Here is a 24,220-nt window from a genome sequence, read left to right as displayed (position 1 = left end):
TCAATATTTGAAAATGTAAGTTGATTTAATATTAAGCTAACAAATCCCTGACTTATTAATGATTTGATAAATATTCAATAAAGCAAATTAAAGATTTCAAAGCATCCAAATGCTGTTATTTGTACTAATTGAAACCCAAGCAATTGTCCAACAAGAGAAAGCCAGAAATAGTCGTGATTTCAGATGTACACCTTGGTACCTTTGGGGCTCACGCCGCAGAACTTAGTGAGTATCTGGAAACCATCCAGCCTAAAAAATTGGTATTGAACGGGGATATTATCGATATCTGGCAGTTTAGAAAAAGTTATTTTCCAAAACCCCATCTTGAAGTTATTAAAAAGATTATTGATCTTAGTACCAATGGCACCGAGGTGATCTATATCACCGGCAATCATGATGAATTCCTGCGAAAATTTAGCGATACACAAATCGGCGATCTACGAATTACCGATAAACTTGTTTTAGAACTGGATGGCAAAAAAGCCTGGTTTTTTCACGGTGATGTGTTTGATGTTGGAATTCAAAAAGCAAAATGGATCGCTAAACTTGGTGGCTGGGGATACGATTTGTTAATTTTGGTGAATCGTTTTTTAAACAAGATTTTGGTAAGGTTGGGGAAAAAGAAATATTCGCTTTCCAAAAAAATTAAGGACAATGTAAAGAGTGCCGGCAGGTTTATCACCAACTTTGAAAAAACCGTTTCAGATCTTGCAATTGAAAACGGCTATAAATATGTGATTTGCGGCCATATTCACCAGCCCAAAATAATAAGAAAGACCAATAAAAAAGGCACCTGCCTGTATTTAAATTCCGGCGATTGGGTAGAAAACCTAAGCGTTCTGGAATATGAAGATAAAAAATGGAACCTCGCTTATTTTAGCGAAACCAAAAAGGTTCAAAAACCCTTACTTGCCGCGATTACCGTGATTAAGAAATAATTAGTCGGGCAACTCTTCTGCATAGTAACCCTTTTCAGTAATTAAATTAATAATACAATCATTGCAAATTTCGCTGCTAAAAGATTCTATCCTAAGGATATTATCACAATCTTCCAGATCAAAGTTAGCTTTATAGCTTCGAAAATTTAAGTGAATAGACTTAAGAAACTCTTTCGCCAATTTCTTATCTGTAATATTGGTTTTAAAGACTTTAACCATATTTATTTGAAGTTTAGGTAGAGGTTTTGTTTTAAATTTTTAAATGACGTAACCTTCTATGATTATTGTTCTGGAAATTCCTCCGAAGCTTTTACTTCTTCAACCTGAAGCGTATGCCTCGCTGAATGCCCGGCAATAAATAACATAGATTGATAAGCATCTAATGTCCCATAAGGCGAATCACTTATATGGTTTCGTAAGCTTTCTAATGAATATGCTCCACACACTGACTTACAGACCATTGTTCTTCAGAAGGTTTAAAATGCATTTGTTCTTTTGAAAGTCCGGAGATTTCATTTTCCAGGTTTTGAGTGGTTTCCTCAAAATAATTTAGCAAAAAATCTTTGTCATTGGTGTTTTGCTGAGCTGCAAGTGGCAAGCTTGCTATTAAAAACAAGGTTATGCCGAAAAATGAATTTTTCATAATTATAAGTTATTGGTTATTTTTTCCAAGAATATTTATTTCTTCATCGCATAATTAAGCATCCATTTTATTCCGAATTTATCGGAAAAACTGGCAAAAAGATCACCCCAGAACATTTCTTCCAGGGGCATTTCAATTTCACCGCCAGTAGAAAGTTCTTTAAAAAGTCGTCGGGTTTCTTCTTCGCTATTGGGTGTCACCGAGACATAATTGCTGCTTCCAAAAACGGCTTTTTGCCCAAATTCTTCAATACAATCAGATCCCATTAGAACGCTGTCACCTATAGGCAGGGAAACGTGCATAATTTGATTTTCATATTCTTTAGGAATTTCATCTGCCCCTATTTCTCCCGGTGGCATTTCTTTAAAACGCATCAAATTGGTAAAATCTCCTCCAAAAACCGATTTATAAAAGTTGAAGGCTTCTTCGGTATTGCCGTTAAAATTTAAATAAGGATTTAGTGTTGCCATGATAATACTTGGTTTTAAAAGCTTCAAAATCCCAAAAAAGAGATCTTTTTGAAGCCAGGTTAGTATTTGTTATGAATTTATTATAATTGGCTTTAGCGAGTTTTATACAATATCTCTTATTATCTAGTTTTAAGTTTTAATGCTTAAATGTGGCTAAAGCTACTATGCTCTTAATACCTTTTAACAGTCAGCTCAAACTGACTGCGATTAATATTTTACTTTTAGAAATAGATTTATATTCTTGTTAAAACTATTGCAGTTGGCTTCAACCAACTGATGCTAATTCTGTAATCATTTATTATTGGGCTTTAGCCTCATGATTCTATCATTTAAACTCCCAATCATATTTTCTCATAAACTCACTTACTTCTTCTTTAAAATTCATTGATTTATGATGATTTTCCTGATTATAGATATAGTTCCGAACTGCTTGTAAATGTGTCTCACTCACCCCTACCGCCCAGTAATCATCCTGCCACATAAATTTGTGGGAGATTAGCTCATTTTTATTAATCCAGTAGGAAGATTCACCTTTAATTAGCTGAACCACTTTACTTAATTGTTGATCTTTGCCAAGGGTTAATAAACAATGTGCATGGTCTTTATAACCATTTATACAATCAAGCCAGATGCCTTTCTCTCTTGCATTTTGCCTGATGTGCTGAAATAACTTATTTCTAATTTCTTTGGTTTGTAAAAAAGGTGTCCTGTTTTTTGTTGAAAAGACCACATGGATCCAAATTCTTACCCAGCTCATAATTTTGTGCTTTAATGTGGCTAAAGCCACTCATTTATTAATTTCTATTTTCAGTCAGCTAAAGCTGACTGCAATAGTTTACTATATCCAAGTTGATGAAATGATTCTTAAACTTGCATTCTATTACTTATACTTACTAAATCTCAAGAGAATTTAATTTCCAGTTGGATTCAGCCAACTGATTCTATAATAAAAAAGTCTGGACTTTAGCCCCATCCCTGTTCCACATACTTTTTAAAATTATCCAAAATCGCCTGCCAGCCTTGCTGCTGAATTTCACGACTATTTTCACTTTCAGCTTCAAAGCTTTCCTCTACAACGGTGGTTTTACCGTTTGCTTTAAAAGTTACATTAACTTTTCTTCCATCCGTTAGTGTGTAAGCAAGATGTTCTTTAGGTTTTACTATATTATAAACACCTTCAAAATCGAAACTTGCACTACCATTTTTGGCTTCCATTCTACTGGATATTTTCCCGCCTTTGCGTAAATCATTTTTAGCTGAAGTGGTATGCCAGTCATCTGAAGCTGCATTCCAGTTTTCAATATGTTCTGGGGCGTTCCAAACTTCCCAAACCTTGTGAATCGGTGCATTAATGCTGGTGGAAATATTTATAGGGTTTTGCATCGGGTGGCCGTCTTCAGCTAATTCTTTTAATTTCTCCAATGCCTTTGGCCAGGTTTTTAGAAAAAAATCCTTGTATTCGTCCTCAAGATCCATATTAACAGTAAGACGGGTTTCCCCATTTTTCTCTTCTAAACGATATTTTTCCATTGCTCCTGCCCAGGCTTTCACCTTTTCACTTTCCAGGTCTTCATTCCCGTTTTTATCAACCATCCCGAGATGTTTAAAATTCATAATCTCGGGATCTTTACGTTTATCGATCACTGCCACCATTCCTTCGCCTTCAGCATTTAAAAAATACACTTTGCTGCCTTCTTTCCAATCAGTTTTAGCCCGGGAGCCTTCGCTAAATGGCGCCGTCCATTTTGGGTAGGTTTCATCGCTCCATAAGACGTCCCACACTTTTTCACGCGGCGCATTAATTGTAGCCGTAAAATCTTTTCGTTCCATAATTTTATCTATTGATTGTTGTTATTTTGCCTTCAAAATCTGACTTTAATTGCTGAAGATTGAATTTCTTCATCTGTATAAAGGAAGCGATGGCGCGCTCCCTTTTTGCGTTATCGGGATCCTGCATCATTTTATTTAATATCGTTGCAGGCACAACTTGCCAGGAAACTCCGAATTTATCTTTTAGCCAGCCACATTGCTCAGCTTCAGGAACTGCGGAGAGTTTGTTCCAGTAATAATCAATTTCTTCCTGGGTGTGGCAATCGATAATAAAAGAGATGGCTTCACTAAACGGAAAGTCGTTTTCCATCCCGCTGTCCATTGTCATAAAGGTTTGTCCTTCCAGCTGAAATTGAGCGTGCTTTACTGTTCCCAAAGCGTAATCATTATTATCTTCTTCAGTATATTTTAGAATTCCTTCAATATTCGAATTTTTAAATACTGAAGTATAGAATTGTACTGCTTCTTCGGCTTTGCCGTGACTTTTCCCGGTAAAGAAAAAACAGGGAATTATTTTTTGTTGCGTGGTTGAAGATTTTTCAAGCATTAATTGCCAGTTTACCCCGAACTTATCCTGAACCCAGGCATATTTCGGGCTCCAGTCGTATTTATCTAAAGGCATTAAAACCTGTCCGTTTTCTTTTAATTTTTCCCATAACCCGTCAATTTCCTCTTCCGAGTTGCAAAGCACAAAAAAGGACACCGAAGGATTAAACTGAAAATACGGCCCACCATTTAAGCCAACAAATTCGTGGTTTTCAATAGAAAATTTAACTGTCATCACACTGCCGGGTTTTTGGTCGTGGATTTCCTTCTCCGATTCCCCATAACGGGCAATCGTTTCAATCTTGACATTTTTAAAAACCGATTTATAAAATTCAACAGCTTTTTCAACTGGAAATTTCTCAGGGTTAAACCAGAGATTAGGAATTATTTTTTGTGTTTTCATCTTATTGTTATTTGTTGGGTATGCATCAATCTTCCAAAATCGATAAAATATTTCCCACAGGATCCTTAAACCAGGCAATGTTCGGTCCCTTTCCATCGCTTCTACAAATCCCCTTTTCGTCTGTAGCAATCTCGCCTTCGTACTGTTCAAACTGAATTCCTTTTTCCGTGAGGAGATCTACAGCAACCTCTATATTTTCCACTGGAATATTCATTACTGTAAAAACTGCTGGTTTGTGATCAGGTTTTGGATAAATAATGATATTGTTAGCGTTCGGGATTTCAAGTTCAAGAATTCCCATAGAATTATTTTTTACTGAAAATCCCAGCACATTTGTATAAAAATCTTGCGCCACCTCAATATCGTTTACCGAAAAGCTGCTGAATACTATAGAATACCGAAACATTTCTCTTTTGATTGGTTATCATAAAGTTACTCCCTTTATAATAAAATCGTATGGGGGAAATACGCCAAGTTTTGGGGGAGATTACGACAAAATTATCACGTTTTTAAAATCAGTGAAGTATCTTCGTATTATCAATTTATTTTAAAAATATGCTTATTCCTTTTGAAAGTTTCGAAAACTACATTGAAGAAAAAATATTGAGTCGTGGTTTTTCTTATTTTGAAGATAGTCAGGTAAACAATCTGGTAGAAATAAAACCCGGTAATTATGAAGCTCAAGTGCTGGGTAGTGATGAATATTGTGTGAAAATGGTTTTAGAAGAGGGTTTAATTGTTAAACATAGTTGCGATTGCCCCTATGATTATGGGCCTGTTTGCAAACATATGGTAGCGGTTTTATTTGCCATTAGAGAAACTTCCATTAAAAGTATGAACGTTAATGAGGTTTCTAAAGTTAAAAACCGGAAACCTTTATACCAACAGGTAGAAGAGGTTTTGGTGAAAATTCCAGATGTTGAATTGAGGAAATTTATTCAGGAAAACTGTACAAAAAATCAGGAATTTAGAAATACTTTTTTTGCTAGTTTCAGTGATTTGGTGGAGTGTCAAAACAAAGATTATTTTGCAAAACAAATTCAATCTGTATTAAATAGCGCAGCTGGAAGGGACGGTTTTATAGGTTGGGCGGAAATGCCTAGAATGGTACGCGCTATGGAACCCTTTCTTGATCATTCCCAATCTTTTTATAATAATAGTGATTTTGAAAAGGTTTTTTATTTTAATACTGCTTTACTAGAGGAGATGACAGCTGCGTTTGAATTTGGTGATGATAGTAATGCCGATATTGGCTATCATATAGATTTTGCCGAAAATATGTTATATCAGCTTGCTAATGAAGACCTTCCGGAAGAATTAAGAATTACATTCTTTACCTATTGCCTTACATCCTTTCAGAAAAAAATATATGAGGGTTGGAACTGGCATCTGTCCATGCTTAATATTGCGAAAAACCTTTCTAAAAATGAAGATGAAGCTGATGAAATATTAAAACTGCTGGAAACAGTAAATGGCAAATACGAAATAGAAGAGGCTCAATCCATTCAATTATCAATCTTAAGGCAGTTTAAAGATGAAGATGAGGTAGCTGATTTTATTGAGCATCATTTGGACAATCCTGCCATAAAGCGCAGTGAAATTGAAAAAGCAGTGAAACATAAAAATTTTAAAAAGGCGAAAGAAATATGTAAAGACGGGATTGAACATAACAAAATCGATAAGCCGGGATTGGTTACCGAATGGTATAATTGGCTTTTAAAGATTGCGCAAACAATGAAAGATTCAGAAGAAATTATCAAATACGCACGCATTTTATTTATTGATAGTTTCAGGAACGAACAAGATTATTTTGAGGTGCTTAGGGCACAAATTCCCAGGGAAGATTGGCCGGGTTTTGTACAGGATTTATTAAGCGAAATAAAAAACCAACACGGTAGGGTTAAAAATGAACTGCTTACTAAGATATATATCAAGGAGGCAATGTGGAAAGAACTGTTATCCTATCTTAAAATTAATCCATATTTACAAAATCTTCAATATTATGAACCATATCTTGCTACAGATTACACTCCTGATTTGCTTAAAATGTACACCGAACAGATTTCAAAATACTTAAGTAAAAATGTGGGTAGGAACCATTATCAAACTGCCTGCGGATATTTAAAACGAATGAAAAACTTAGGAGGTGTTGCTGAAGCCGATGAGTTAATAAAAAATCTGAGAGAACAATATAATAACCGACCCGCTTTTATGGATGAGTTAAACAAAATATAACCTAATTAAGATAACTTATATTCCTGAAGCCCTAAAACGATTTGACCGAATTGTGGCAATTCTTATTAAGGTGTTGCGCGGTTCAGAAAAAGATATGGTTTCGGCCATATAATCATAGGTGTTTATCAATCCTTCCGAAGAACTTTTTAACAAAAATGTTCAGGATGCTTAGAAATACTTTTTGAGTTGCTATAAGTTTTTGGTTTAAAGTGATAATCAAAATTAAACAGGCAATGTGACAAAGGTTTGTCTGCAGGAATTTTAATTTTTGTTTAAGCCTGAAATTGAAACTATCAGATTTACATTAACTTAAGACTTCTGAATTTCAACTTAAAAAAGGTTTAAATGAAAAAGCATATTTCCATCCTAATTCCTAAAGGCCATACCAGTTTGGTGAATATTGTGGGTGCCCATCAAATTTTCAACCAGGTGAATGGCTTTTTACAACAATGAGGTAGGGAACCACTTTTTGAAAATGAACTGGTAGGTATCTCCAAACCTACCGAGCAAACCAACGGGCTTTTTTCGGTAAACCCTGAAAAAATGATTGATGAGATCACAAAAACAGATCTTATAATTATCCCGGCCATCCACGACGAACCGGAAATCGCTCTTGAGCGAAATAAAGATTTTATCCGTGGCTCAAGAAACAGTATAAATTGGGAACCGAAATTGCCAGTTTATGTGTGGCGGCTTTTTTCCTGGCAGAAACTGGACTTTTAGATGGGAAACAATGTTCAACTCACTGGATTCACGCTGAAAATTTTAAATCCCGCTACCCCAAAGCAAACTTGTTACCGGATAAAATTTTAACTGAAGATTCCGGAATTTACACCAGCGGTGGTGCATATTCTTACCTGAACTTACTCCTATATTTAGTTGAAAAATACGCCGGTCGGGAAATGGCAATTCTTACTTCCAAAGCTTTTATGATTGATATGGACAAAGCCGAACAATCAGCATTTCGAATTTTTGAAGGTCAGAAAAGTCACGAAGACCCGACCGTGAAAAAAGTACAGGAATATATTGAAGCTCATTTTCAAGAAAAAATAAATGTAGACAATCTTGCCAACCGATTTGCTGTAAGCCGCAGAAGCCTGGAACGCCGATTTAAAAAAGCAACCAATAATACTATTAGCCAATACACACAACGCGTAAAAGTGGAAGCTGCCAAACGAAGCCTGGAAACTTCACGCGAGAAAGTGGGCGAAGTAATGTATGAAGTCGGTTATTCAGACGAAAAAGCGTTTCGAAATACATTTAAGAAAATAACCGGAATTTCCCCGGTGCAATACCGTAATAAATACAACCGAGCCAGGGTAACTGCTTAATTTAGATCAAAGCATCCCTTAAAATACTCACCGGATGCATCGCGCTGCGTTGGGTGCCATCAAAAATCTGGTGGCGACAACTTGTACCATTGGCTGAGATAATCGTTTCTTCAGAAGCTTTTCGAACCGCAGGGAACAAAGTTTGCTCCCCAATTTTCATACTCACTTCATAATGTTCCTTTTCATAACCAAAAGAACCTGCCATCCCGCAGCAACCTGATGGAATTATGCTCACCTTATAATTCTTCGGAAGGTTGAGAATATCAAAAGTTACTGCGGTATTTGAGAGTGCCTTTTGGTGGCAATGTCCGTGGATTTTGATCGTTTTTTCTTCTAAAGTAAATTGTTCTGAATTTATATTTCCAAGCGCGATTTCTTTTTTCAGGAATTCTTCAATGATAAATGAATTTTTCGCAAGGTTTTCGGCTTCGGTTTTATTATCGGCCAAACGCAAATATTCATCCCGAAAAGTCAAAATTGCCGAAGGCTCCAAACCTATTAAAGGTGTTTCTTCAGAAATAACATCCTTAAATATGCTAATATTCTTATTGGCAAAGTCTTCTGCTTCTTCCAGAAAACCTTTAGAAATATGGCTCCGGCCGCTTTCTTCGTGTTTTACAAATTCTATTCTATAGTTGAGATTATGCAATAATTCCAAGGCATCAATTCCTATTTCTGAATCAAGGAAATTGGTAAATTCATCGTTGAAAAAATAAACCGTTTTTATAGGATTTTCAAGCTGAAAACGCTTCTTGTTCTTCTTATAGTAATTGGCAAGCGTTCGCTTTGCCAAAATTGGTAAATTCCTTTCCGGTGCTACACCCATCATCTTTTTAGCGATACCAGAAGTAAAGGAATTTTTAAAGAAAAAGTTGGCAATCCCTGGGGTTCTTGAAGCCAGAGCGTTCATTTTGCCATTATTTGCAAAAGCTTTGCTTCTAAAGCTTTTGCCATTTTCTTTTTGATATTGATACTGAAATTCAGCCTTTAAAGCAGCAACATCAACGCTGGAAGGGCACTCACTTTTACACCCCTTGCAACTTATACAAAGATCAAAGGCCTCTTTTATTTCTTTATGGTTAAATCGGTTGCTTTTATCTGAATTGGTCAAAAATTCGCGAAGTGTATTTGCGCGGGCGCGGGTAGTATCTTTTTCATCTTTTGTAGCACGATAACTAGGACACATGGTACCGCCCGCTTCAGCAGATTTTCTACAATCGCCACTACCATTACATTTTTCAGAAAGTTTGAGAATCCCTTCAGATTCAGAGAAATCCATTAAGGTTGAAATTTCAGGCTCTTTTCTGTCTACCTCATAACGAAGCGAGGTGTCCATTGGTGCGGTATCAACAATTTTTCCGGGGTTAAAGATATTATCGGGATCAAAAGTGTATTTAATATCCCTGAGAATCTGGTAATTTTTAGGGCCAATCATCATCTCAATAAATTCGGCCCTTACCCTACCGTCTCCGTGTTCACCGCTTAAGGAACCGTTGTATTTCTTTACCAGTTTGGCAACATCAGTTGTAATACTTCTAAAGAGCTTTACTTCTTCAGATTTTTTTAAATTCAGAATTGGACGTAAATGAATTTCCCCGGCGCCAGCGTGGGCATAATACACCGCATCCTGGCCGTAATTTTTCATGATTTCGGCAAATTCAGCAATATAATCGGCTAAATATGGAATTGCCACCGCAGTGTCTTCAATACAGGCAACCGCTTTTTTATCTCCCACGATATTTCCCAATAATCCAAGACCTGCCTTACGCAACTCCATCGCAAGTTCTATTTGTTCGCCCATTAAAACAGGAAAAGCATAACTTAAATTGGAAGATTTTAGGGTTTCCAAGACCTGCTGACTTTGCTCCTGGACTTCTTCAGCAGTATTTGCCCGTATTTCCAGCATTAAAATCGCTTTGGGGTCTCCTTCAATAAAGAATCGGTTTTCTTTGTATTTCAGGTTTTGTTTGGTGCAATCCAGGATGGTTTTATCCATCATCTCGCAGGTGAAGAGGGAGTGTTCCATTACCGGTACCACGGCTTGCATACAGCTTTCAATACTATTAAAATGGGCTGCGATCATTGCTGCTTCGGGTGGTTGAAGATCATCCAGCTTCATCGTGATTTCGGTGGTAAAGGCAAGTGTGCCTTCACTTCCACAAAGAAGTTTGCATAAATTTAAAGGCTCATTTGAACCTTCAGAAAAAACTTCAGCATAGAGTAGTTCATCTATAGCGTACCCGGTATTCCTTCTATGTAAACTTTTAGGCGGATATTTTTCAATCAGTTCTTTTTTATTTTCTTCAGAAGATAAGTGTTTGTGGATATTCCTGTAAATCTCGCCTTCCAGATTTTCGAGCTTTAATTTTTTCTGAAATTCTTTCGCTGAGATATCTTTAAATTCAGCTTCACTCCCATCGCTCAGAATTGTTTTTAAAGAAACTAACTTTTCGCGGGTGGTACCATATTTAATAGAGGTAGTTCCGCTGGAATTATTCCCCACCATTCCGCCAATCATACAACGGTTGGAAGTAGAAGTATTTGGCCCGAAGAAAAGTCCGTCTTCTTTCAAAACCCTGTTTAAATCGTCACGAATAACGCCGGGTTGTAAAGTTACGGTTTTAGCTTCCTTATCTATTTTTATGATTTTTGTAAAATGTTTGGAAACATCTACCACGATTCCATCACCTACACACTGGCCTGCCAGTGAAGTTCCCGCAGTTCTTGGGATTAATGAAGTTTTATTAGTTTTTGCAAAATGAATAAGCTTCTTTAAATCATTTTCGCTTTTTGGATAGCAGACCGCCAAAGGCATTTCCCGATAAACGGAAGCATCGGTAGCGTAAATTGAGCGCCACAATTTATCGTCATATAACTGACCGTCAATTTGCCGGGAGAATAGGTTAAGTTTTTCTTTCATAATATTGGGTTAAAAATAGAAAAATTCCCCTAATACGCTTAACAGATTTTTAAACAATATTAACAATAGATTGGCTTTGCCTACGTTTCAAGTGATGTTTTAACATTTAAATTTGCTAACAAATCTAAAAACACTAACTATGAAGAAATTAATTTTACTTGCCGCTTTTGTAATCGGCGCTACATTTTATAATCAGGCTGAAGCCCAAACTATTTCAGACAATGCCCTCGGACTGCGATTTGGTGGTGGTGATGGTGTTGGAGCCGAAATCTCTTACCAAAGGGCTTTAGGAACTAACAACAACCGTTTGGAACTAGACCTTGGTTGGCGTGATAGTAAAAATTATGATGCCTTTAAGCTTACCGGTCTTTATCAATGGGTTTGGAATATTGAAGGTGGATTTAACTGGTATGTTGGTGCCGGTGCCGGAATCCTAGGTGTTGATGGCCAAAGAGGTGATGATTTTGATGACGATGGTACTTATTTGTTCCTTGCGGGAGATATAGGTATTGAATATAATTTTGATATTCCTTTATTGATTTCATTAGACTTTAGACCAGAATTAGGGTTCTTTAGTGACAACGCTGTATTGAATGATTTTTCTCCAGATATCGCATTAGGAGTTAGATACCAGTTCTAGATAAGAGAATAAATTAAAGTATAGAGGCTGTTTAAAAAGTTTTAAAATTGTCATCCTGAATTTATTTCAGAGCCTGCCCCGATTTTTATAGGGGATCTAAGATGTTAATAATTAAAACATGTTAGAAGCTGAAACAAGTCAGCTTGACAAAATAAGGATACTTTTTAAACAGCCTCTTTTTTTATACGGTAGTTTGTAAAGCCTTTTCATAAACATCCTCATAAAGCGGCATTACATTTTTTATATCGAATTTTTCAGCAACTTTCCTGGCGTTGTTTTTAAATTCCTCAAGGATTTCTTCATTCTCAAGGATTTTTAAGGCATTTGCAGCCATTTCCTGAACATCCCCAACATTGCTTAAATAACCGGAAATACCATTTTGATTAACTTCCGGAAGGCCACCGGTATTTGTGGAAATTACAGCTACCCCATTTACCATAGCTTCTAAGGCTGAAAGCCCAAAGCTTTCTTTTTCTGAGGGCAGCAGGAATAAATCTGAAAAGCACAGAATCTTGTCGATTTCGTGGCTTTGACCTAAAAACATCACTTTATCTGAGATGTTGAGTTCATCGGCTAAATCCTCTGCCATTTCCTTTTCAGGACCCTCTCCTACCATCATTAGCTTGGCATCTATTTTCTTCTGAATTTCATAAAAGATCCTGATCACATCATCTATACGCTTTACTTTTCTGAAATTACTGATATGTGTGATGATTTTCTCTTTTTTATCGGCCATCATTTCACGCTGGCAATCGGTAAATTCTTTTTTATCGTATTTGCTGCAATCAATAAAATTGGGAACTACTTCAATTTCGTTTCTAATTTTAAAGAATTTTAAAGTGTCTTCCTTTAAACTTTGAGAAACCGAAGTCACCACATCGCTATTATTAATACTAAAAGTAACTGCTGGTTTATAAAAAGGATGATTTCCAACTAAAGTAATATCGGTACCGTGAAGTGTCGTTACCATTGGTAGATTAATCCCTTCTTCAGCAAGCATTTCTTTAGCCATATAACCGGCATACGCGTGTGGAATTGCATAATGAACGTGCAGGAGTTCAATTCCAAATTGCTTTACCACATTTACAAGTTTGCTACTCAATGCAAGTTCATAAGGCTGGTAATGAAAAAGCGGATATTCTGGTACATGTACTTCGTGAAAACGCACATTACTGGAAAGCTGATCTAAACGAACAGGATGACTGTAGGTAACAAAATGTATTTCGTGACCGCGTTTCGCAAGGGCAAGACCCAGCTCTGTGGCTACCACTCCACTACCTCCAAAGGTAGGATAACAAACAATGGCTATTTTCATCAAGTTTGATTTTACTCACTGAGTGAGAATATAGCGACGCAGGCGCCGAATTTTTTATTTTCAAATTAAAGTCTCGTGGACTCATCCCCCAATTTATATGATAGCCTGGAATATGTTGGCTAAAAATCTATAGATTCATAAATAACTTCCTGTATTCTTGATCTAACATCTTCCCGAATCAACTTTCTATTAGTAGAATCGGGAAAAGTACGATTAGACAAAAATACATAAACAATTTCTTCTTCGGGGTCTGCCCAGGCAAAAGTACCTGTAAAGCCACTATGACCAAAACTTTGCATAGAAAGACAATTACAGGTTGGTCCTGAACTTCCCAGCTGGGGTTTGTCGAATCCAACGCCACGTCTTACATTTTTTTCACAATAATAACAGGTGTTGAATTTAGAAATTGTTTCTTCGTTAAGATATCTTTTTCCGCCGTAAACCCCGTTATTGAGGTAAACGTGCATTATTTTGGCGACATCGTTAGCAGTGCTAAAAAGTCCAGCGTGACCGCCAATTCCTCCCTGTAAAGCTGCACCCTGATCGTGAACCACACCGTGAATAAGCTGTCTTCGCCAGAGTTTATCTATTTCAGTGGGTACAATTTGCTCCAAAGGAAATCTGGAAGTTGGTAAATACCCTGTATGTGTAGCTCCTAATGGCTTATAAATCTTCTTTTGCGTTAGATTATGCAGGGTTTGATTGTAATAAGCCTCCAGGTAATATTTCAGTATGTAAAACGGTAGATCACTGTATTTATAATTCAAATTTCGTTCTAAGTCGCTGTCCTTTATAATATTTACAATTGTATCCTGCATATCGTTTCTAAGATACATTTCGTTGGCCACTTTCGTATTAAAAGTAGCAGAAGGCGTTTTATGGAAATAATTTTCAGAAGGTAAACGGGTTTTTCGATCTATAGTATTTATATGAAAAGGAATCCACGATTTTAATCGTGCATAATGCATCAACATATCCTGCAAGCGAATATTGGCTTTATTTGAATTTTGAAAAACAGGCATCATTTCTCCTAACGTACTGTCAAAGTTTACAATTCCTTCTTCTTCCTGTTCCATTATCAAAGGTAATGTTGCCAGGATTTTAGTTAAGGAAGCTAGGTCGTAAACTGAAGTATCTGAAACCGGGATTTGCTTATCATAAGTATGATGCCCAAAGTTTTTATTATAAACAATTTTTCCTTTTCTGGCTATTAGAATTTGAGCCCCGGGAGTCATTTTCTTATCGATAGCTTCAGTAATTATTCTGTCAATTCGGCCTAATTTATAGGAATTTAAACCAACACTTTCGGGTAAACCGTAAGCTAATCTATCAAGACTATTTGTTTGATAACCGGTACCTTCCGGGAAATTATTCCCTATACTTACAGGAAGCTTTCCTCTGGCCTCAATAGCACCAAATATTAACTGAGCAGCTTTTTCCTGTGCAATAGGATGGTTTTGATAATTAACCAGAATCCCATCCAATTCATTGAGTCCGCGGAGTTCACTTAGTGCATACGGACTTGAAAAAAGGCTTAGCACCGTTTTATTTTCTTTGGAAATTTGACTAATCCAATGCAATTCTCCGGATGAAAATTTATAGGAAGCCCAGGGATTGTTATTCGATTTATGATAACCTAAAATCACCAAATCATAGTAAGCTAATTTCTCTTGTAAATCATTTAGCCTTACTGCAGAAACCCAGTCTATATGTGCATATTTCTTTAATTCCTTTAAAAATACACTTCCATCTGCATCTCCAAAATTAACATAAGCGATTTTAGTCTCTTCAAGATCTTTAACCGGTAAAACACCTTTATTATTTTTTATAAGTGTAAGCGCGTTTTCAAAAAGTTCTTCTAATAAAACCTGATCACGCACGGTATTGAGTTCCTCGGAAAGAAAATTTTCCTGTACTAATTTCTGTTGATGCAGGCCGGTTTTATATTTTGCCTGAAGTATCTTTTTTACTGAATGAGCTAATCTCCCGGGACTAATAATATTATTTTTAAAGGCATTGACGAGCACTTCTGAAGCAACTTCTATATTTTCCGGCATTAAAAGCATATCATTTCCTGCTAAAAAAGCTCTTAACTCTGCATCTCCGGGTTCTGTATTATCCGTAAGCCCCTTCATATTAAGTGCATCGGTAAAAACCAAGCCTTCAAAATTCATTTTTTCCTTTAGAAGATCTGTGATTACTGATTTTGAAAGCGAAGATGGCGTATTAGGAGTTTCCTGAAGTGCCGGAACATTTAAATGGGCCACCATAACACTGGTAAGCCCGTGGGTAATCAAGGGATAGTACGGGTATAACTCTAAACTATCTAACCTTTCTTTGGAAAACGGAATAGTTGGTAAAGTTTTATGCGAATCTGCATCGGTATCACCGTGACCGGGAAAATGTTTGGCACTGGAGAGCATTCCTTCGCGGTGCATCCCACGCATAAAAACAAGGGATTTTTCCGCTACATTAATTTTATTTTCCCCGAAACTTCGATTTCCAATAATCGGATTATTGAGATTGGTATTAATATCTACTACCGGAGCAAAATTAATATGCACCCCCAATCTTTTGGTATGACGGGAAATTGCTGCACCGGCTTCTTCAATTAAATTATTATCCTGAATAGCACCCAGCGTCATATTCCAGGGTAGTGCAAAGGTAGAATCCAGGCGCATAGCCAGTCCCCATTCGGCATCCATTCCTATAAGAAGAGGTGTGCTGGAAAGTTCCTGAAACTCATTGGTTAATTTAGCCTGTTTTCCCGGCCCACCTTTGGAGAAAATAACTCCACCAATATATTCTTCAGCAATTTGTTTTTTAGCCTTATTAATATAATCTGCACCACTTTCTGATGCAATACTTACCATAAACAACTGCCCTATTTTTTCTTTAAGGCTCATTGCATTATAAACGCTATCTACCCACTGTTTTTGAGCTTCAGCATCTTCAGTAAGCAAAGGATTATTTTGCGATAAAAGCTGGGAAGAAACAAAAAGAAAGCAGGTTAAGAGGAAGATTTTCGGAGCAAAAATAAATTTCATCAATTAAGGAAACGATTATGCCAACTTTCAGAAGCGGGAACTTCCCAATCTGAAAGAAATTCGGCTTTATTGTTTACAAGATTATTAAAAACGATGGTTTTAGGAGAAACGGCTTTTTGTTTCGCCATTTTTCTAAAATCTGTAAGCGTTTTATAGGCTATGAATTCTCCCTGTTTATAGGAAACATTCATCTTATCCAGAAGGTCTACATTGAATTCCTTCTCTAATTGCTGAATAAAATGTACAGAAGCATCTATAGAACAGCCGGTAGCTGCATTGATTTCCTGATCTAAAGCCAGAACGATAAATCGCTTGTATTTTATGAGATAACCGGCCTGTAAATCTGCTCCATGAGCAGTCCATTGTGTTACGAACTGGTCTAAGCGGCTTTGTATTTCTTCCAACTCTTCAGCTGTAAAAGAACGGTTGGCCTGGTATATCCAAACCCTTGAAGAATCGGGTAGATTTTCGAATGGTACTAACATAAATTGCTTAAATTATATTTTTACAAAACTAACTGATTTAGCTGTTGTCCCAAGTATAGTTTTGGGTTTTAACGTTTGATTTTTCACTCTCTAAGTAAGAGGTGAAATGCTAAAAAGCCTGAGTAGAAATCTCAAGCTTTTTTAATTATAAATTTTATATCAATCTGGGAAGATTATTAGAGATCGTGGGCATTAGCAATGAGCTCTGCTACATCCATAACAGCCACGCTATCTTCTTTGTCTTTACCTTTTACCCCATCTGTCATCATCGTGTTGCAAAACGGGCAACCAGCAGCAATAACTTCTGGTTTTACTTCCATAGCTTGCTCGGTTCTTTCAATATTTACATCTTTATTACCGGGCTCAGGCTCTTTGAACATTTGTCCTCCACCGGCACCGCAACAAAGTCCGTTAGATTTACATTTACGCATTTCTACTAGCTCTACTTCAAGCTTTCTAAGTAAGTCACGAGGTGCCTCATATTCTCCGTTAGCACGGCCTAAATAACAGGGATCGTGAAAAGTGATGCGTTTTCCTTTAAACTTCCCGCCTTCAACCTTTAATTTTCCTTCGTTTAGAAGAGCTTTTAAAAATTGCGTATGGTGCATTACTTCGTAATTTCCACCTAAGGCAGGGTATTCATTTTTTATGGTATTAAAGCAGTGTGGACAAGCAGTTACTACTTTTTCAATTTCATAACCGTTAAGGACTTCAATATTCGTAGCCGCCTGCATTTGGAAGAGAAATTCGTTCCCTGCACGCTTTGCCGGATCTCCGGTACAACTTTCTTCAGTTCCTAAAACAGCAAAATCTACGCCCGCTTCGTGTAAAAGTTTCACAAAAGCTTTGGTGATCTTTTTTGCCCTGTCATCAAAACTACCGGCGCAACCAACCCAAAATAAGACTTCAGGTTTTTTGCCTTCGGCCATATACTCGGCCATTGTTGGTACTTTCAATGCTTCTGCCATATCTAATCTCTTTTAATTTTATTCAAAAGACTTTTTCAGTCCAGTGATTCAAAAATATTATTATAAAACCTTCTGTGCTTTCCTGTAGGATTTTGAATAAACTTTCAGAAAAATTAATTTTCTTTCGCCCAGTTCAATCGGTCCTGTTGATTGTAAGGCCAGGGTGCTCCATTGTTTTCAATATTGGTCATTGCAATGGCAAGTTCGTTTGGAGCAGCACTTTCTTCCATCACTAAATAACGACGCATATCTAAAATTATAGAAAGTGGATCTATGCCAACCGGGCAGGCTTCCACGCAAGCATTGCAGGTAGTACAGGCCCAAAGTTCTTCACGTAATATAAAATCGTCCAGTAATTGCTTCCCGTTATCTTCGTATTTTCCTTTTGTATTGATGATCTCCCCTACTTCTTCCAATCTATCACGGGTATCCATCATAATTTTTCTGGGAGAAAGCTTTTTACCGGTTTGGTTGGCGGGACATTCTGCAGTACATCTTCCACATTCGGTGCAGGTATAGGAGTTTAATAATTGCACCTGGTTAAGATCAAAAACATCTGAAGCTCCAAACTTATCGGGTTCAGTACCTTCCTCTTCTTCTGCAGGAGCAGCAAAAGGATCTGCATCGGGATCCATCATCAATTTAACTTCGTCGGTAACCGATTGCAGGTTATTCATCTCTCCTTGTGGCTGAAGCTTTGAAAAATAAACATTTGGAAAAGCCAGTAAAATATGCAAATGCTTGGAGTAGTACAGGTAATTTAAAAAGAAAAGAATTCCTAAAATATGCAACCACCAGGCTGCTCTTTCAATAATAATGAGTGTTGCAGTACTCATTCCTTCAAAAATAGGCAACAAAAACTGGCTTATTGGAAAACTTCCGGTTATTCCTGCTTCACTCGTATAATGCGGCGCTCCATTTAGCTGAAGCTGATAATCTGTAGCGTTCATTACCAGGAAAAGTACCATAAGTACCATTTCAAAATAAAGAATGTAATTGGCGTCATTTTTAGGCCATCCCTTTAATTCCCGGCTTAAAAAGCGATAAATATTTAAGATATTTCTTCTTATCCAGAATACAATTACTCCAATTAGAACCAATAAAGCTAATACTTCAAAAGAAGCAATAAGTATATCGTAGAAGCCGCCCATAAAAGACAGGACACGGTGAGTACCGAATAAACCATCTATAATAATTTCAAGAACTTCAATGTTTATTATTATGAAACCTACGTAAACAATCACGTGAAGCAATCCAGAAACCGGTTTTTTAACCATTTTGCTCTGGCCAAAAGCAATCCTTGCCATTTTAGCAAAACGTTCTCCTTTATTATCGTTGCGGTCTACCTCTTTTCCTAACTTGATATTTCTTAATAACCTGCGGATGTTCCGTATAAAAAATCCGATACCTACTACTAAGGCTATTAAAAATAAGACTTGGGCAATAATTTGCATAGTTGGTTATTTAATTGAATCCTCTTCTTCTGGTTCCTGATAAGGTCTTGCATTTTTTCCAAAGACAGAGAAATGCACATATCGTTTAGGATTAAGTTTTACGTCCTCAAGTAATTGTTCCAACTGTTTAGTAGCATTGTCCAGGTTGTTATAAACCGCATCATCATTAATTAACTTCCCGGCGGTACCCTCTTTATTATTTAATTTATCTGAAACACTTTCAAAATCGGCCACTACTTTTTCAAGATCCTTGGTAATTTTTCCAATATCCATTTGAGTTAGCGTATCTGAAAAGGAGTTGAAATTAGTACTCATTTCATCAAGATTGGTGAACGTCCTATCCAGTTTTCCCGAGTTTCGGCCTACAATTCCCTCCAATTCATTTGCGGTTACTTTAAATGAAGCTACAGTCGCGCTAAGATCCTTAAAAGTGTTTTGAATATTGTATCTCGTACTGTCATCCAGAATTCTATTAATTGCCGTAACCAGGGAATCGGCACTAACTATAGTATTTTCAACTTTGTCCTGAAGCGGGGTTAACTTATCGTTTACCAACTCCATGATTCCTTCTTCTATATCACTTTGCAGAGTATCTCCAGATTTTGCCATTTCATCAATCTCGTAGTCTGGAATAATAGCTAAAGATTTTCCGCCAATTATATTACCACCATAAATTTGAGCGGTACTATTGTTTGAAAACTGGAAGTCATTTTCTACAGTAAAGCTAACTACAAGGGTACCCTGTTCATCAAGAAAACCGATTTTGGTTACCTGGCCAACTTTGAGTCCATTAATTGTAACAGCCGAGGAGGGAGATAATCCTTCTACATCGTTATAAATTGCATGAAATGTTCTACTGGAATCCAAAAGGTTTTTACCTTTTAAAAAACTATAACCAAAAATTAGTAGGAGGATAGCAATTATTGCTAGTAATGCAGTTTTTACTTCACGTGTAAATTTCAAAAGCTATTTTTTTAGGATACGGACAAATTTAGAAATAAAATAGAAAAGAGCCGTTAATTCACCTTAGATTTTAACGCCTCATTAACTGTAATCTTGCTACCATTCCTAAAAGCCACGATATAACTTGATGGATATCCATTTTGCTTTGTCTCACTATGAAGTTTGTTTATTTTAATATAATCTGAAGTGGCACCGTAATAATACTTATACATTCCATCTTCCCTTGCGCGTTCTACATTATTTAAACCTTTAAAATTATAGGGTTTGGTCTCCAGTCGTTTAGAACCAGCTGCCAGTTGGATTTTAAAAGTAATTCCTTCATAAATCTCGCTTTGAGAGGTTGGAACCGGAGCCGATACACCTCCTATACTTTCCAGGTTAGATAAGTTAATACTATTCGCATATTTCTCTATAGCTTCTACAATTGCAGCAGCCATTTTATTTTGCCCCCCTCCACTATTTAAATATGGGCCTTCGTGATTATTGGTTAAAAATCCTGTTTCTATAAGAACACTTGGCATTACCGCCATTTTTAATACTACGAATCCGGCTTGTTTTACACCACGATTCTTTCTTTTTAGATCGTTCGTGAAGTTTTTCTGTACAAAATCGGCTAAAAGAATACTTTGATTTAGATATTCTTCCTGCATTAAAGCCATCCCTATATAAGATTCAGGAGAATTAGGATTAAAACCTCCATAGGTTACTTCATAATCTTCCTCTAAAAAAATCACCGAGTTTTCCTTTTTTGCAATTTCAAAGTTTTCTTCAGTTTTATGAAGCCCTAAAACAAAAGTTTCGGTGCCATAAGCCTGGGAGTTATGTGAATTACAGTGTACCGATACAAAAAGATCGGCATTTGCCTCGTTGGCAATCCTAGCCCTTTTATCTAAAGGAATAAAAACATCAGAATCACGGGTATAAATCACTTCTATACCCCCTTGCTTTTCTAAAGCCTCGCCAATTTTTAGAATAATATTGAGCGCAATATCTTTTTCCTTAAAACCATTTCCCATATTACCGGGATCTTTCCCTCCGTGACCTGCATCAAGTACCACTACGAAACGGTCTCGCGGCTTATCATTGAAAGCGAATAAATTCTGCAAGCTTGCAGGAAAAATGAAAAAAAATACGAAAAGTTTAAGTAGGTTCGTTCTCATAAAAAGATAACGCTAAATTTAGGCTGATTATTTTAATTACTTTTTTCAGTCAATCTCAAATCTAAGCTGAAAAAATATATGTAATTTTGAAATTGCAAAAAGCAAGCCATTCTTTACAAAAATAGCACTTAGAGCATTGCAAACAAACATACCTAATATACTTTTTTGCTGTATTTTTATACTGCTTCCTCTCGTTTGTCTAAACGCTCAGGAAATAGGAACCGATAAAGAAATAAACATAGATGCCAAAGAAAGGGACTCTCTAGTTACCGTTGGCGACTCCTTACCTCTTGCCGAAAGCATAAAAATCACCGATAGCATTGTTGGAGACTCCCTTCAGGTCCCACAACAGGGAAATCAGCTTATTACCGGAGTGGTTAAATATGAAGCTAAAGACTATATGCGCATTAGTCAGAAAGAAAACCGAATGTATCTTTATAATGAAGCGCAAATTATCTACGGGGATATGCAGATAAATGCGGGTTTGATTATAATGGACAATGAAAAAAATGAAGTTTATGCTTATGGAATTCCCGATTCCACGGGCACCTATTCTCAAAAACCGGTTTTTGTACAGGGAAATCAAACCGTAGAACCCGATTCTATTCGTTTTAATTTTGATACTGAAAGAGCCTTGGTTTATAATTCCAGGACCCAGCAAGCTAGTTTTAATGTAAGAGGCGAAGTAACCAAACGTGAAAATGATTCGGTTTACTTTATGCAAAATGTGCGGTTTACTACTGATGAAGATTTAGATAACCCCGATTATTACTTCTATGCCAGGAAAATTAAATTTGTTCCTGAAAAGAAAATCGTTGCCGGCTTTGTAAATATGTACCTGGCCGATGTACCAACTCCTTTAGGACTCCCCTTTGGATATTTCCCGTTAACTGAAGAAGAAACCTCGGGTTTTATAATTCCCAGTTTTGGGGATAGCCAGCGTGGATATTTCCTTCAAAACGGCGGGTATTATTTTGCTATTAATGACTATGTAGATCTATTAACCCTGGGGGATTACTATACAAATGGGAGTTATGCGGTAAGACTGGAAAGTAATTACGCCAAACGCTATAGCTTCCGTGGAAACGTAAGAATTAGGTATGAAAACCTTTTTCAAAGCGAACGAGGTTTCCCGGATTTTGCCGAACAATCTGTTTACAATATTCAATGGTCACATAATCAGGATGCCAAGGCAAATCCTAATTCAAGATTTAATGCTTCTGTAAACCTGGGAAGCAGTACTTATTACCAACAATCAGTAAATCAAATGAATACCGGTAATTTCTTAACCAACACTTTAAGCTCTTCGGTTTCATATAGCAAAACATTTCCCGGTGAACCTCAGGTTAATTTAAGTGTTGCCGCGCGGCATAGTCAAAATACACGGACACAAACTATTGATATGAGTTTGCCTACCGTGCAGGCCAGTATGACGAGAATTTATCCTTTTGCACCAAAGACCGGTGCAAAAAAGGGAATTATTGAGAATATAAACTTTCAGTATAATATAAGAGGGGAAAACCAGATTAGAACTACAGATTCCCTGTTTTTTAAACCAGAAATGTTTCGCGATGCAAATTATGGGGCTCAACATTCCATTCCGGTAGCGACCAACTTTAAATTATTCAATTATTTAAGTGTTAGTGCTAATGCCAATTACGAAGAAAACTGGGTTTTTAAAACCTTTGAGCAATCCTATGATGAGTTCAATAATCAAGTTGTAACTGATACCATCAACGGATTTGATGCTTACAGGACATATAATTTTGGAACCAGCATAGGTACAACCTTGTATGGTTTAAAGAATTTTGGAAAGGATAAGAAAATACAGGCTATTAGGCACGTAGTGCGACCTTCAATTAGTTATAATGTAAATCCGGCGTTTGATCAATATTACGATACCTACGAACGACTTAATCCGGCAAATCCAATGGAAACCAATATGGTAGATTATTCCAGGTTTAGCGGGACCTTATATGGTGCTCCGGGAAACAGATTTTCCAGTTCCCTGGGACTTAGTCTTAGTAATACCCTGGAAGCAAAAGTGCGTTCTAAGGACAGTACCGCAACAGAGCCGGAGAAGATCACATTATTAAATAACTTTAGCATGAGTACGGCTTATAATCTCGCCGCTGAAGCAGGTCAACCTAAACTTTCGCCCATAGCCCTAAGGGGAAGCATCCCGATTGTTCGAGATAAACTGGATATTAACGTTGCAGGAAATATGGATATCTATGCATTAGATAACAATAACCGAAGAACCAACCAGCTTAACATAAATAATGGAGGGAGTTTATTCAGGTTTACCAATGCAAACGTAAGTTTTGGATATGCGTTTTCCAGTAAAGATTTTGAGGACGAAGGCGAAGACGAAAGTGAAGATGATATAGATAACGACACCTATCGTGGTGGGGGAAGAAGAGACGACCTGTTCGGGAAGGGATCTGATCTGGATGGAAAATTCTATGATGAAGAAGACGATCCTTTTGCTGATGAAGATCGCCCGGAAAGAAACGACAACTGGTATAGTTATAAAATACCGTGGGATTTGCGTGTGTCATATACCATGACTTATAATAATACCGCACGACAAAATGAGATAACCTCCCACTCCATAATGTTTTCAGGAGATGTAGAACTTTCTCCTAAATGGCAAGTTGGAGCCTCCTCAGGTTACGATTTAAAAGAATTAGGATTTACCTATACCCAATTAAGATTCCAGCGGGATTTGAATACCTGGCGATTAAGTTTTAACTGGGTGCCGTTCAGTGAACGTCGCTCCTGGTATTTCTTTATTGGGATTAAATCGGCAATCTTAAGTGATCTCAAGTATGACAAACGAAGAGAACCAGACCGTAGATTATAAACCAAT

The 24,220-nt window shown here is 36.9% G+C and carries 20 protein-coding genes; 5 read left to right on the top strand and 15 right to left on the bottom strand.

Annotated elements, in window-relative coordinates; genetic code table 11:
- Positions 1-143 precede the first annotated feature (143 nt).
- On the top strand, positions 144-938 hold the full coding sequence (locus tag LB467_RS08260; RefSeq protein WP_224473562.1) for a UDP-2,3-diacylglucosamine diphosphatase: 795 nt from the start codon (positions 144-146) through the stop codon (positions 936-938).
- Here LB467_RS08260 and LB467_RS08255 read toward each other — a convergent pair whose 3' ends face one another.
- The 7 genes from LB467_RS08255 to LB467_RS08220 form a co-directional block, all read right to left on the bottom strand.
- Complete coding sequence (locus LB467_RS08255; RefSeq protein ID WP_224473561.1) at positions 939-1,157, bottom strand: hypothetical protein; 219 nt, start codon at positions 1,155-1,157, stop codon at positions 939-941.
- 205 nt (positions 1,158-1,362) lie between these two features.
- On the bottom strand, positions 1,363-1,581 hold the full coding sequence (locus LB467_RS08250; protein WP_224473560.1) for a DinB family protein: 219 nt from the start codon (positions 1,579-1,581) through the stop codon (positions 1,363-1,365).
- Between the two features lie 35 nt (positions 1,582-1,616).
- Complete coding sequence (locus tag LB467_RS08245; RefSeq protein WP_224473559.1) at positions 1,617-2,051, bottom strand: VOC family protein; 435 nt, start codon at positions 2,049-2,051, stop codon at positions 1,617-1,619.
- Positions 2,052-2,376: 325 nt separating this feature from the next.
- Positions 2,377-2,808, bottom strand: coding sequence for an IS200/IS605 family transposase (gene tnpA, locus LB467_RS08240; RefSeq protein ID WP_224473558.1), 432 nt, complete (start codon positions 2,806-2,808; stop codon positions 2,377-2,379).
- Between the two features lie 206 nt (positions 2,809-3,014).
- The gene (locus LB467_RS19315; protein ID WP_317196353.1) at positions 3,015-3,881 is read right to left on the bottom strand and encodes an SRPBCC domain-containing protein; all 867 of its coding nucleotides are present in this window, start codon (positions 3,879-3,881) and stop codon (positions 3,015-3,017) included.
- A 4-nt stretch (positions 3,882-3,885) separates the two neighbouring features.
- Positions 3,886-4,830, bottom strand: a complete 945-nt coding sequence (locus tag LB467_RS08225; protein ID WP_224473557.1) for a VOC family protein — start codon at positions 4,828-4,830, stop codon at positions 3,886-3,888.
- A 25-nt stretch (positions 4,831-4,855) separates the two neighbouring features.
- Positions 4,856-5,236 carry a VOC family protein gene (locus LB467_RS08220; protein ID WP_224473556.1) on the bottom strand — a complete coding sequence of 127 codons (381 nt, stop codon included), beginning with the start codon at positions 5,234-5,236 and terminating at the stop codon, positions 4,856-4,858.
- Between the two features lie 149 nt (positions 5,237-5,385).
- On the opposite strand from LB467_RS08220, the gene LB467_RS08215 reads away from it, so the two are divergent.
- Positions 5,386-7,065 carry an SWIM zinc finger family protein gene (locus LB467_RS08215; RefSeq protein WP_224473555.1) on the top strand — a complete coding sequence of 560 codons (1,680 nt, stop codon included), beginning with the start codon at positions 5,386-5,388 and terminating at the stop codon, positions 7,063-7,065.
- Positions 7,066-7,724: 659 nt separating this feature from the next.
- The gene (locus tag LB467_RS08210; RefSeq protein ID WP_224473554.1) at positions 7,725-8,396 is read left to right on the top strand and encodes a GlxA family transcriptional regulator; all 672 of its coding nucleotides are present in this window, start codon (positions 7,725-7,727) and stop codon (positions 8,394-8,396) included.
- Position 8,397: 1 nt separating this feature from the next.
- Here the strand turns inward: LB467_RS08210 and LB467_RS08205 are convergent, their stop codons facing one another.
- Positions 8,398-11,316 (bottom strand): FAD-binding and (Fe-S)-binding domain-containing protein, encoded by a 2,919-nt coding sequence (locus LB467_RS08205; protein ID WP_224473553.1) that lies wholly within the window; start codon positions 11,314-11,316, stop codon positions 8,398-8,400.
- Positions 11,317-11,455: 139 nt separating this feature from the next.
- On the opposite strand from LB467_RS08205, the gene LB467_RS08200 reads away from it, so the two are divergent.
- Complete coding sequence (locus LB467_RS08200; RefSeq protein WP_224473552.1) at positions 11,456-11,956, top strand: hypothetical protein; 501 nt, start codon at positions 11,456-11,458, stop codon at positions 11,954-11,956.
- A 181-nt stretch (positions 11,957-12,137) separates the two neighbouring features.
- Here the strand turns inward: LB467_RS08200 and bshA are convergent, their stop codons facing one another.
- The 7 genes from bshA to LB467_RS08165 form a co-directional block, all read right to left on the bottom strand.
- Entirely contained in the window at positions 12,138-13,271 is a 1,134-nt protein-coding gene (gene bshA, locus LB467_RS08195; RefSeq protein ID WP_224473551.1) for an N-acetyl-alpha-D-glucosaminyl L-malate synthase BshA, read from the bottom strand.
- Positions 13,272-13,390: 119 nt separating this feature from the next.
- Entirely contained in the window at positions 13,391-16,318 is a 2,928-nt protein-coding gene (locus tag LB467_RS08190; RefSeq protein WP_224473550.1) for a glycoside hydrolase family 3 N-terminal domain-containing protein, read from the bottom strand.
- The gene (locus LB467_RS08185; protein WP_224473549.1) at positions 16,318-16,803 is read right to left on the bottom strand and encodes an ABC transporter ATPase; all 486 of its coding nucleotides are present in this window, start codon (positions 16,801-16,803) and stop codon (positions 16,318-16,320) included. Before LB467_RS08185 ends, LB467_RS08190 begins: the two co-directional genes overlap by 1 nt.
- A 176-nt stretch (positions 16,804-16,979) precedes the next feature.
- The gene (locus LB467_RS08180) at positions 16,980-17,771 is read right to left on the bottom strand and encodes a (Fe-S)-binding protein (protein ID WP_224473548.1); all 792 of its coding nucleotides are present in this window, start codon (positions 17,769-17,771) and stop codon (positions 16,980-16,982) included.
- Between the two features lie 113 nt (positions 17,772-17,884).
- On the bottom strand, positions 17,885-19,225 hold the full coding sequence (locus tag LB467_RS08175) for a (Fe-S)-binding protein (RefSeq protein ID WP_224473547.1): 1,341 nt from the start codon (positions 19,223-19,225) through the stop codon (positions 17,885-17,887).
- A 6-nt stretch (positions 19,226-19,231) separates the two neighbouring features.
- Positions 19,232-20,188 carry an MlaD family protein gene (locus LB467_RS08170; protein ID WP_224473546.1) on the bottom strand — a complete coding sequence of 319 codons (957 nt, stop codon included), beginning with the start codon at positions 20,186-20,188 and terminating at the stop codon, positions 19,232-19,234.
- 53 nt (positions 20,189-20,241) lie between these two features.
- Positions 20,242-21,348 (bottom strand): N-acetylmuramoyl-L-alanine amidase family protein, encoded by a 1,107-nt coding sequence (locus tag LB467_RS08165; protein ID WP_224473545.1) that lies wholly within the window; start codon positions 21,346-21,348, stop codon positions 20,242-20,244.
- A gap of 136 nt (positions 21,349-21,484) precedes the next feature.
- Between LB467_RS08165 and LB467_RS08160 the strand changes: the two genes are divergently transcribed.
- Positions 21,485-24,214 carry a putative LPS assembly protein LptD gene (locus LB467_RS08160; RefSeq protein WP_224473544.1) on the top strand — a complete coding sequence of 910 codons (2,730 nt, stop codon included), beginning with the start codon at positions 21,485-21,487 and terminating at the stop codon, positions 24,212-24,214.
- The last annotated feature ends 6 nt before the right edge of the window (positions 24,215-24,220 follow it).

Origin of the sequence: Salegentibacter tibetensis (assembly GCF_020164485.1) — a bacterium.
GTDB lineage: Bacteria > Bacteroidota > Bacteroidia > Flavobacteriales > Flavobacteriaceae > Salegentibacter > Salegentibacter tibetensis.
The sequence above is the reverse complement of the archived record's forward strand: the minus strand, read 5'-3'. Positions and strand labels throughout refer to the sequence as shown.